The sequence below is a fragment of the candidate division WOR-3 bacterium genome, from assembly GCA_039801365.1.
In the GTDB taxonomy this organism is placed as follows: domain Bacteria; phylum Hydrothermota; class Tepidihabitantia; order Tepidihabitantales; family Tepidihabitantaceae; genus JBDRUN01.
The window spans coordinates 1-10,543 of sequence record JBDRUN010000087.1 but is presented as its reverse complement, the minus strand read 5'-3'; the positions used below and the strand labels follow the sequence as shown (position 1 = coordinate 10,543).

8 protein-coding genes and 1 rRNA gene are annotated in these 10,543 nt (G+C 58.3%); 4 read left to right on the top strand and 5 right to left on the bottom strand.

The window, feature by feature from the left end:
• Positions 1-317 precede the first annotated feature (317 nt).
• Positions 318-536, top strand: coding sequence for a zinc ribbon domain-containing protein (locus tag ABIL25_09555; protein ID MEO0082514.1), 219 nt, complete (start codon positions 318-320; stop codon positions 534-536).
• A 10-nt stretch (positions 537-546) separates the two neighbouring features.
• Positions 547-843 (top strand): HU family DNA-binding protein, encoded by a 297-nt coding sequence (locus ABIL25_09550; protein MEO0082513.1) that lies wholly within the window; start codon positions 547-549, stop codon positions 841-843.
• 117 nt (positions 844-960) lie between these two features.
• Here ABIL25_09550 and ABIL25_09545 read toward each other — a convergent pair whose 3' ends face one another.
• The 5 genes from ABIL25_09545 to ftcD form a co-directional block, all read right to left on the bottom strand.
• The gene (locus ABIL25_09545) at positions 961-1,380 is read right to left on the bottom strand and encodes a universal stress protein (GenBank protein ID MEO0082512.1); all 420 of its coding nucleotides are present in this window, start codon (positions 1,378-1,380) and stop codon (positions 961-963) included.
• A 45-nt stretch (positions 1,381-1,425) separates the two neighbouring features.
• Positions 1,426-2,283, bottom strand: a complete 858-nt coding sequence (locus ABIL25_09540) for a hypothetical protein (protein MEO0082511.1) — start codon at positions 2,281-2,283, stop codon at positions 1,426-1,428.
• Between the two features lie 85 nt (positions 2,284-2,368).
• Positions 2,369-3,070 (bottom strand): DUF4159 domain-containing protein, encoded by a 702-nt coding sequence (locus ABIL25_09535; protein ID MEO0082510.1) that lies wholly within the window; start codon positions 3,068-3,070, stop codon positions 2,369-2,371.
• On the bottom strand, positions 3,064-3,900 hold the full coding sequence (locus ABIL25_09530) for a PHP domain-containing protein (GenBank protein ID MEO0082509.1): 837 nt from the start codon (positions 3,898-3,900) through the stop codon (positions 3,064-3,066). The genes ABIL25_09535 and ABIL25_09530 overlap by 7 nt, the downstream gene beginning before the upstream one ends.
• A gap of 61 nt (positions 3,901-3,961) precedes the next feature.
• A complete protein-coding gene (ftcD, locus tag ABIL25_09525; GenBank protein MEO0082508.1) occupies positions 3,962-5,482 on the bottom strand; it encodes a glutamate formimidoyltransferase in 1,521 nt (506 codons plus the stop codon).
• Positions 5,483-6,089: 607 nt separating this feature from the next.
• Between ftcD and ABIL25_09520 the strand changes: the two genes are divergently transcribed.
• Both ABIL25_09520 and ABIL25_09515 read left to right on the top strand, forming a co-directional pair.
• A complete protein-coding gene (locus ABIL25_09520; GenBank protein ID MEO0082507.1) occupies positions 6,090-9,311 on the top strand; it encodes a PQQ-binding-like beta-propeller repeat protein in 3,222 nt (1,073 codons plus the stop codon).
• Between the two features lie 252 nt (positions 9,312-9,563).
• A 16S ribosomal RNA gene (locus ABIL25_09515) occupies positions 9,564-10,543 on the top strand; the annotation flags it as partial.

Below are 10,543 nucleotides of genomic sequence, written 5' to 3'. Positions count from 1 at the left end.
CTATCATTCGGCCGCGAGCTCTGGCGCCTGACCCGGATGGACCTGTCAGGCGAGTCGGCTGCCAGGGAAGCCGCGGTGCTGATTGGTAAGTGGGTGGCTCGTGGGTTCTCCCAGTCGGTGCTGGAGACCATCCGGACCCAAGTCTTCAACATCGGCCCGCCCACACCCTGAGGTCGCCTTGAACCACTGAGCTAGAGCGCAAGCCCGCAGACCGTGCTGCCCGGTCTGCGGGCTTTCTCCTTTGCCGGCAAGCCGAGATAATTGTCAAGCAAGATGGTCGGGCTTGACACAAGGAAGTCGCTATCCTATAATCAGTTATGCCAATTAGAGAGTTCTGCTGCGCACGCTGTGGTCACGAATTCGAGACCCTGATTCTGAGCCGCAGCGAAGAGAAAAGCCAGAAGTGCCCGAAGTGCGGTAGCAGGCGACTCAAACCGGTGTTCTCGGTGTTCGGTCTTTCCGGCACTGAGAAGAAGGTTTCAAGCGGCAAGAGCTGTTCGAGTTGCAGCTCACATTCGTGCAGCTCCTGCCATTAGGAGGGAAGCAATGACCATAACCAAAGCTGACCTAGTCGAAAAGATTGCTGAGCGCGTAGCACCCAACATCACCAAGCGGGACGTGGGCCGCATCGTGCAGATGTTCATTGACGATGTGTGTCAGACCCTGCGGGATGGTAATCGCATCGAAATCCGCGGGTTCGGGGTCATGTCCACCAAGCTGCGCAAACCCAAAGTTGCGCGCAACCCCAAGACCAAGGAACCGGTGAACATCCCGCCCCGGCGCGTGCCGGTTTTCAAGGCGTCCCGACTCTTGAAGGCCAGTCTGATGAAAGGAGCCGTATAGCCCATGCCTTGTGGTCGTAAGCGCAAACTGGCAAAGATCCGGCGCCACAAGTTCAAGAAGCGCCGCAAGTCCCTGCGTCACCGAAAGAAGCTGCGCTAGGCCCGGACCCTTACCGGCCTAGTGCACAATCATCACTGAGCAGTCAGCCAGACGCAAGACTGCGTCTGATACACTACCGACCGTCTTTTCTACTCCCCTGCTCGTGCCGCGACGTCCGAGCACGATAAGCTCGTATTTCCCCTCACGCGCCAGGCGAACAATCGCCTGAGCCGGCGGCTCTGTCTCAAGCACCCTGTAGTTAGCCTTGACCCCAAGTCGCGCAAGCACGCGGCCGGCTTCTTCAAGCATCTGCCTGCCGGCATCACGAATGCCTTGTTTCTGCTCCGGGTTCAGGTCGCTCTCATACGATGGCGGCACATAGACCGCAGTCGCGACCATTAGTTCGGCTCGAAGCGCACGGGCAATTGCCGCCGCGGTCTCAAGCGCCCGGAGCGAGTTGTCACTGCCATCGGTTGCCACGAGTATCTTCTCAAGCATTGTTGTTGCTCCTGTTGGTCAATCTCCGCGTCGGTCGGATATTGTTCATGGCAGGTCCCAGTGCATGCTCAGCCCTTCGCGCACCAGCCGGACCACATCTGATGCCTTGCCCAGCCGCGAGACCGATTCTGAGATGTCCGGCTGTCCAGTCCCGCACTTCGGGCAAGCCGAGAACTGCATCCGGAAATCGCCTTCAAGGGCCCAGCCCTCGACAAGCATCTTGTCGGTTTCCCAGTCAAGGATTCTCAGGAAGATAAGCTCAGGCAGCTCGATCTCCCGGGCCGGCACTGTGGCCCCGCATCGCAGGCAGGTCCATGGCACGCGCAGTTCGATTTCCCGTTTCGCACCGGCCGCGATTTCCTCGGCAATGTAGTAGTGCGGGTACATCCGTACCAGTTGACGTGCACCGGCCGGGTGCGAACCTACTCCAGTAAGCATCCAGATGTGGTCAAGCTCCGGGTTGCCTTCGTGGACGACCTTGAGTCTTCGCTTCTGTTCTTCACCGGTCTCAAGCTCATGGCTGCGCCGATGTTCGGCTCGATCCTGCTCGACAAAGCTGCGCCGTACCCATTCCCAGTACCGGCCTTCGTTGATTGCGTCCTTGACGTCTTGGTTCGTCTCGCGCTGTTTCCGGCTCAAGGACAGCAGGAATACCTTGATGCGGGAAAGCGCGGTCCGGTCAAACATGAAGATGAACGGCCAGGCAACAACAAAGGCAAACCCGCGCAGCACGCTGATGAAGACATCCAGGAGCTGGATCCCCCGGGTGCGGAACTCACCTTCGAGGAAGAACAGGCTCAGGTGGTACAGGACCGCAATCACGAGCCCACACAGCAACCACAAGCCGAACAGCGGCACAAAGAACGCAACCAGCCTTGCGGCAACGTCGGGATTGACCGCCATCCGGCACTGAGGATATGACGCGCCTTCTGCTTGTCAATAAGCATGCTCTGCACACTGCGCCCGATCAGCCCCAGGACGTGAGTTGTCAGTTGGTCAGAAAATAGCAGACTATGTTCACGCCCATCCGAAATGCCTGTTCGCGCACGTCCGGTGGGTCGTTATGGGCCTCGGTCCAGCCGTCCGAAACGTTGCTGTTGTAGGTGTAATAGACAACCATCCGGCCACCGAGGTAGATTCCAAAACCGCGGGGCGGACCTTCATAGTGCTCGTGAATCTTGGGTGGGCCGGAGTCGAAGTCGTACAACTGGTGGTATATCGGATGGTCAAACGGCAGTTCAACCAGCTCGCTCTGCGGCAGCACCTTTGCCATCTCCCGGCGGAAAGATTCGTCCATCCCGTAGTCGTCATCAGCATACAGGAAACCGCCGCTCTCAAGAAAATGCCGGAGCCGCTTCACTTCCTCTTCGCTGAAGCTGATATTGCCGTGACCGGTCATAAAAAGAAACGGGTAGTTGTAGAGCCGGTCGTCGGTTAGCTTGACCCTGGCTTCTTCTAGTTCGGTGCTGATGTTCGTTCTACGGCCAAGCTCCCGGCACAGATTTGGCACCGCATCCGGGTCGTTGTACCAGTCGCCGCCACCCGAGTATTCAAGCCGCGCAATCTGGAATCCCACCGTCGTTTGCGCCAGTGCAACCGCACCGGACAGCACGACAAGAACGCAGAATGCAGAATGCAGAACTGTGACACTTGGCAGAGCCCCGAGTTCTAACCTCGTTCTACCTACCATTCTCTTCTCTCTCTGGACCGCTGCTTGAGCCGCACCACACAGTCGTACGGCACCGTCACCTCGCCCAGAAAGATACGCCCGCCCTTCCTGCCGCCGTGACAGTCGCTGCCGCCCGTTACCAGCAACCCGTTCTTCTGGGCAATTTCCTCGTATCGGGCAACGTCGCGCTTGTCGTGGTCCGGATGCCAGACCTCGATGCCGTCCACCCCCGCACTAATCGCCGCATACACCGCCTCGTCGCTGTGGTAGGTGCCTGGATGGCCGATGACTGAAACCCCGCCATGAGACCGGATTAGGTCAACCGCAACCCGCGGCTCAAGTTTCATCTTCGGTACGTAGGCCGGCGCCTCGTAACCGATGTAGCGACGGAACGCTTCCTCGACACTCGGCACTGCGCCAGCGTTGACCAGAGCCTGAGCAACGTGCGGCCGGCCGATTGCCGCATCCCGCGCCAGAGTGCGCACGTCCTCAAAGTTCAACCTCACCCCCATTCCCTTCATCTTCTCCACCATCAGCCGTGCCCGTTCGCTTCGGTGACGCCGTACCAGCGCAAAGAAGTCGTGTACGTCCGGTGAACGGAAGTCAAGGTAGTAGCCGAGGATGTGGAGGTCAATGCCGCTGACAATGCAACTCATCTCTACGCCCGGTACAACCTCGATGCCCACATTCCGGCCACAGCTCTGGGCCCGCTCGATACCGTCAATTGAGTCGTGGTCAGTAATGCCGATTGCCGCTAGGCCCAATTCCCGCGCCCGGCTTACCGCCTGTTCAGGCGTCAACAGCCCGTCCGAGAAAGTCGTGTGGCAATGAAGGTCAACGAGGCGTGTCACATCAAGAAAAGGCCAAACAGGTCAGCATCAGCAGACCTGGTCCTCTACTTCTGCTTCTCGACTAGTCACCGGTCATTCTTCTGCTTACCGTGTCCTGGTATTCTCGAACTAGTGTCTCGGCCTCGGACGCCATCTCGTCCAGCGCTTCACGCTTCTCGGTCACGAAATCCTTATCCAGGATACTCGGCAGATTCGTCAGCACGTTCAGCCGCGCCCCGCGAAAACACGTGTCGAGCTGCATCGTGCCCACGCCCGCGTCGGTCACCGAATTCTTGTTGCCGTAACAGACAATCGGCTTCGCCTGCCGTAGCGCCTCGAGCGCCAGTTTCATCGTGCGAAACGGCGTTTCAGCCGCAACCTTCAGCGCATCGCTGATCGCCTTGGCCCGCTCCTGCCTATCCGCTTCGGTCATCTTCGGCAGCTTGTACGCCTTCATTACCCGCCTGAACGACTCGGCATCCTCGTCCACGAGCGCCAGGAATCGTTCCCGCATCGGTACCAGCCGGTCGCGCGCCCGCGTGAACTCGTCCTGGAATTCCTCGTACCCCTTCTTGCCGATTGATAGCTTGGCGACCATCGTCAAGAGCGCACAGCCGACTGCACCGGCCAATGCCGCGGCCGAACCGCCGCCTGGCACCGGCTCGGAGGACGCCAACTCAGCGAGAAAGTCAGGCACGCCCTTGGCCGGTACGAGCTTGTTTTCAAGAATCTGGTCACGGCTGAAGCTGTTCAATTGCAGGTAGAACTGGGCACAGGCATTCAGCGCCGCCTGCGGCACCAGCCCGACGATTTCCGACTCCAGCACGTTCACCCCGTACCGCTCGGCCTCGCGCTTCACCGTCTCAAACACGCGGTACAAAGGCGTCTGAGTATAATCGGTCATGTTGATTGACACCTGAACACAATTCCGCTCCTTGATTGCGAAGCCGAGCGCCTTGACAAACCGGTAGCCGCCATTGCGGTGCCGTATCGCCTTAGCGATTTTCTCCGCAACCTTGAGGTCGGTCGTACCCAGATAGACGTTATAGGCAATGAGCGGCGCTCTCACGCCGACTACCGTCGCACCCGCAGTCGGATGCAGCTCAGGCCGGCCGAAATCCGGCGCCCGGTTCGGGTCGGTCCTGATTGCCTCGCGCAGCCCCTCGAACTCGCCGCTTCTGATGACTGCCAGGTCCTGCCGGTCCGGCCGGGTTGCGGCCAGCTCATACAGGTACGTCGGGATCGAAAGCTCGTCGGCTATCTTCTTGGCCAGCCGCCTGGCCAGCTCGATGCACTCGGCCTGATTCACTCCGGAAATCGGCACGAACGGTACCACATCGGTTGCGCCGATTCTCGGATGCTCACCTTTGTGCTGGTTCAGGTCAATAAGCTCGGCTGCTTTCTTTACGGCCTTGAAAGCGGCCTCGAGCACCGCCTCCGGCTCGCCGACAAAGCTCACGACCGCACGGTTGTGGTCCGCGTCCATCTCCTGATCGAGCATCGAAACACCGTTCACCGACCTTATCTCACCCACAATCTGTTCGATGACTTCGGGCCTGCGGCCCTCGCTGAAATTGGGAACGCACTCTACAATTCTGCGCATGTTATCGAACTCCTTTCTGACCGAAGGATGTTAGAGCTAGGAGGGAATCTTAGTGACAACCACCGGACTGTCAACCAGGCCTACCACGTTGCCCCAGAAAACTAGAACTAGGCGGAACGGTCATCTGATTACCCGGCACGCCGGCTCCCGGTTGACCACCGTGATAGACTGTAAGACACGGTATGTGACGAGCAAGACGTATCGGAACTCCCAATGAAGCAATCCTGGCAGTGCCGTTCCCTGGTAACCGAATGGCTGTACGAATAGTGTCGTTTCCTATCCCTGAACCATCCCCATCTGGTCAACCGGCGACCGACGTACTGAACGGGTAGATTCGGTGTAGTGCTCCGGCCTCTTGTCTCCCGGCCCTCTGCGCCAGGGAAATCCCGACCAGACCCGGAACGAGACCGGGCTTCAAGAGTAAGACCTTATCAGGGCGACTGCTTCTGGCAGAAACCGCCACCTTGACTAAAGAGGTAAGGAGCTTACAATGAAACTGCGGCTGCCCGGGTTACGCGGCCTGGTAGGCCGCAACTTTCATGCTTGAGATAACGGTTCTTTCTGGCAGCGGTTCGGCCAGGGCATGGCCGGACCTGAGGAGGCGGTCATGAAGAGCTATTCATCCATGATGCTTGGACTTGTCGTCACGCTGGGACTGGCCCAAGTGGATACTGTCTGGTTCCGTCACCATCAGTATTCGCCCAGCTATTCCTACCAGTTCATGAGGCCGGCTAAGACCCTAGTAGTTGACGCCGAAGGCGCAAGCTATGTGTGTGCATACGGTCAGTTCGGGACCAGTTCCTATGACTTCATCGTCCTGAAGTATAGCGGCAACGGCAAACTGATCTGGGAAACTTCTTACGAAGCTGGCGGTACTGAAGTTGCGTATGCGATGGCGGTTGATGAACAGGGTGCGGTCTATGTGACGGGTCAGACCAGCACCAGTAGCTCGAGCTCTCAAGTCCTCACAGTGAAATGGAAGCCGGATGGAACGCTGGCCTGGGCAAGAAAGGTGAGTGGCACTGGCACATCGTATTACAATTTCGGGTACGCGATCGCCGTGTACTCGGGCGCAGTGTATGTTGCCGGCCAACTAACATCCAGTCTGTCCGGCCCAGACATGGCGCTCCTAAAGCTCGATGCCGGGACCGGAGAGGTGAAATGGACGAGAACCATATCAGCAAGCAGCAGTGGTAGCCGTTACGAGGCAGCTTATGATATCCGTGTCAGTCCGACAGGTGCAATATTCATCGCGGGACGAACCTTCGGGAGCGTCAGCAGCAGCTTCAACGCGACCTTTGCGCGATACGACACCGAGGGCAACAAGCTGTGGCAGCAGAACTTCAATTCCGGTAGCGAGGTGGAAGAGGTGGTGAACCGGATATGCCTTGTCGGAGACTTGGTGGTTGGGACAGGGTATGTACTGCGCGGGTCAAATCAGGATGTGCTGACTCTGGCCTATCGGAGCGACGGTCAGTTTCAGTGGAAGCAGGAGTATAATGGCCCAGGCAGTTCTGCGGACCGCGGCAACGACATTGCGGCTGACCCGTGCGGCGATATCGTGCTATGCGGGCTGGCAAGTGGCGGTGCCGGTCCAGATGCCCTGGTACTGAAGTACCGTCAAGACGGAGCGTTGCTCTGGGCCAAGTTGTATGACTCAGGCCTTGGTACGGACGAGGCGATGGCGCTGGACATTGATGCGTGGGGCGGCGTCGTAGTTGCTACTCAAGTGACTCCTGGCCCGACCCCGGCACCGCCGTTCACAGTGGTAAAGTTCTCCGTGGACGGCAACCTGGCCTGGCAGTTTCTTCTCAACTCTACGGCTGAGAGTGGCCCGAACAGCGCTCAAGATGTCGTGCTGACTCGTGATGCAGTGATTGCAGCAGGCATTACCACTTGGCCTTACCCCAACTACAGTGACCCCTCGGTATTCAAGCTCGTTGAAGTTCCGGATGTCGGGATTGAAAACCTTCTAACACCGACTTTGCCGCCAAACCCGGGTGAAGTCGTGACGCCGCGGGCAACGGTCCGGAACTACAGCACGCTACCCGCAAACCTGTCCTGCCAGCTCGACATCGCCGACGGTTACTCAAGTGAGCGGCCGGTGAGCCTTGCTCCGAACGAGCAGAAAACCGTCGTGTTCGAAGACTGGACCCCAGGAGCACACGGCAATTGGCGCTGGGAGTGTTACACCAGGCTTGGCCTCGACTATAACCGAACGAATGACACGGTGCGTCAGCTAGTCTACGTAAATGGACCAGCAGTTGACGCTGGTGTGACTGTGTTGATCGAGCCTCATAGTAACATTCCGGCCCAGTCGTCAGTGACACCGCGGGCGCGATTTCGCAATTTCGGCACAGCTGTGGTTGATGTCTGGGCATTTCTGTCCATCAACCTCGGCGGCACGTGCCTTTATCGTGACTCGGTGCCCATAGTCGGGCTGGAACCAAACGGCAGCGACACTATGATCCAGTTTCGCGGCTGGGTAGCACGCCAGCCAGGGTTTCTGACCGCCCGTTGCTCGACATGGACCGAAGCGGACCAGTACGTTTGCAATGACACTCTGAGCCTCAGTTTTGCGGTTCTCAACGAGCCGATTGGCCGTTGGACCCGACTTCCGGACGTGCCGCTCGGGTCTTCAAACGAGGTGGTGTACACCGGCGGCGGCCTAGCGGTGGACGACCAGGCACTGTACGTGCTCAAGGGCTACCAGACCAGGGAACTTCACATCTATTCGCTCGGCACCCAGCGTTGGACAACAGTTGAATCGGTGCCGTTGGGCGCGGCCGGTAGACCAGTGTACAAGGGCGGTGCTTTGGTGGCCGACGGCCTCGGCCGAGTGCATGTGGTCAAAGGTAACAAGACCTTCGAGTTCTGGCGGTTTGATCCGGTTGTCGGCTGGACGGCCGCGGCCGACATCCCCGAGGGTCCCAAGGGCAAGGCGCCTAAGGGCGGAACTGGGCTGGCCTACGCGGTTGTAAATGACACTGGGTATGTGTACCTACTCAAAGGCTCGGGTCGAGCTGAATTCTACCGATACAACACCATCCGAGACACATGGGACTCATTGCCGGAAGCACCAGCCGGAGCGAGCGGCAAGGCGAAATATGGGGACGGTAGCGCGCTGGCCTTCGACGGCATAAGTACAATCTATTGTCTCAAGGGTAAGTACAATGAGGTGTTCGCGTTTGACGTAGCGATCGGCCAGTGGCGGCCCGGACAGTTGCCCGATGTACCCCTTGCTGGCGCAGATGGACGACAGCGCAAGGTCAAACACGGCGGAGACATTACTTGGGCGAAAGGTAAACTCGGGGTGTTGAAAGGCGGCAACACCTGCCAGTTCTGGGTCTTGGAGCCGGCTGATTCCACCTGGTACGAGTACCCGCCCGTGCCTCAAGCATCCGAGGACCCGAAGCGGATCAAGGCCGGTGGCGGCCTGGAATTCGCGGCCGGCAGATATTACGCGCTGAAGGGCAACAAGACAAGAGAGTTGTGGCGTTTCGACCCAGCAATAGTCCATGACGATGACATCGGGCAGCATCTCAAGCGTGGAACAATGGTAAGTACCAACCAGTCCGCAGGCAATCTTGCGTTTCTTTCACTCAGCCCGAGTTCCGCGTTCGGACGCCTCCACTTCAACCGGCCGTTGTCCAACCCTGCTACCTTGACAGTCTTCGATGCAATCGGTAGGGTTGGCGTGAAAACAGTTGTTGCCGCGGGAAGGTGCAGCGCGTTCCTTGACCTCCGTCAGCTTGCCGCCGGTGTATATTTTCTCACCGTCGAGGAAGGCAATCAGCGACTTGAACAGAAGCTAGTCATCGTACGCTAGCAACAAGCACACTCTTGTAGGCACGGGACCGCAGCCTACTGGGGACCCCTTGTTGTGCTCAATAGGTGCACCAAACATCGGATTGCTAACTGTCCCTACTGTAAAGAGATAGCACTCGAAGCGATGTCACAGTACTATTGACAAGAGCTTCTTTGTTCGTATTATTTGCTCACAGAGAGGTGCAGCTCTTTGATAATTCGGATGTAACCCAAAGCGTGTCCGGGTCGTGCAATTCCTTACTCCAAGATTTTTTGCTTGGAGGGTTTGATCCTGGCCCAGGACTAGCGCTGGCGGTGTGTCTTAGACATGCAAGTCGTGCGGGACCCGTGCTGGTAGCAATATCGGCTTGGGTCTAGCGGCGAACGGGTGAGTAATGCAAGGGCAACCTACCCCGAGGAGGAGCATAACCCGTCGAAAGACGGGCTAATTCTCCATGTGCTATGGGAGAGGCATCTCTCCCATAGGAAAGGCGCTGCAAGGTGCCGCCTTGCGAGGGGCTCTTGTCCCATCAGCTTGATGGCGGGGTAACGGCCCACCATGGCAACGACGGGTAGCCGACGTGAGAGCGTGACCGGCCACAGGGAAACTGAGACACGGTTCCCACTCCTACGGGAGGCAGCAGTCTAGAAATTTGGGCAATGGGCGAAAGCCTGACCCAGCGACACCGCGTGGAGGATGAAGTCCTTCGGGATGTAAACTCCTGTCAGGAGGAACGATGCCGTTGCGGAGTAACTGCCGTGACGGTGACGGTACTTCCAGAGGAAGCCCCGGCTAACTACGTGCCAGCAGCCGCGGTAATACGTAGGGGGCAAGCGCTGTCCGGATTTACTGGGCGTAAAGGGTGTGTAGGCGGACTGGTGTGTCGATGGTGAAAGCTCCCGGCTCAACCGGGGAACTGCTGTCGAAACTGCCGGTCTTGAGGGCAGAAGAGGAGACTGGAACTTCCGGTGTAGCGGTAAAATGCGTAGATATCGGAAGGAACACCGATAGCGAAGGCAGGTCTCTGGTATGCTCCTGACGCTGAAACACGAAAGCCAGGGGAGCAAACAGGATTAGATACCCTGGTAGTCCTGGCTGTAAACGATGCGCATTAGGCGTGGGGGTTTTGGCCTCCGTGCCGCAGCTAACGCGATAAATGCGCCGCCTGGGGACTACGGCCGCAAGGTTGAAACTCAAAGGAATTGACGGGGACCCGCACAAGCGGTGGAGGATGTGGTTCAATTCGATGCTAC

Coding starts and splice junctions, on each gene's coding strand:
- ABIL25_09520 (MEO0082507.1), top strand. CDS start 6,090: ATGAAGAGCTATTCATCCATGATGCTTGGACTTGTCGTCACGCTGGGA.
- ftcD (MEO0082508.1), bottom strand. CDS start 5,482: ATGCGCAGAATTGTAGAGTGCGTTCCCAATTTCAGCGAGGGCCGCAGG.
- ABIL25_09540 (MEO0082511.1), bottom strand. CDS start 2,283: ATGGCGGTCAATCCCGACGTTGCCGCAAGGCTGGTTGCGTTCTTTGTG.
- ABIL25_09535 (MEO0082510.1), bottom strand. CDS start 3,070: ATGGTAGGTAGAACGAGGTTAGAACTCGGGGCTCTGCCAAGTGTCACA.
- ABIL25_09555 (MEO0082514.1), top strand. CDS start 318: ATGCCAATTAGAGAGTTCTGCTGCGCACGCTGTGGTCACGAATTCGAG.
- ABIL25_09545 (MEO0082512.1), bottom strand. CDS start 1,380: ATGCTTGAGAAGATACTCGTGGCAACCGATGGCAGTGACAACTCGCTC.
- ABIL25_09550 (MEO0082513.1), top strand. CDS start 547: ATGACCATAACCAAAGCTGACCTAGTCGAAAAGATTGCTGAGCGCGTA.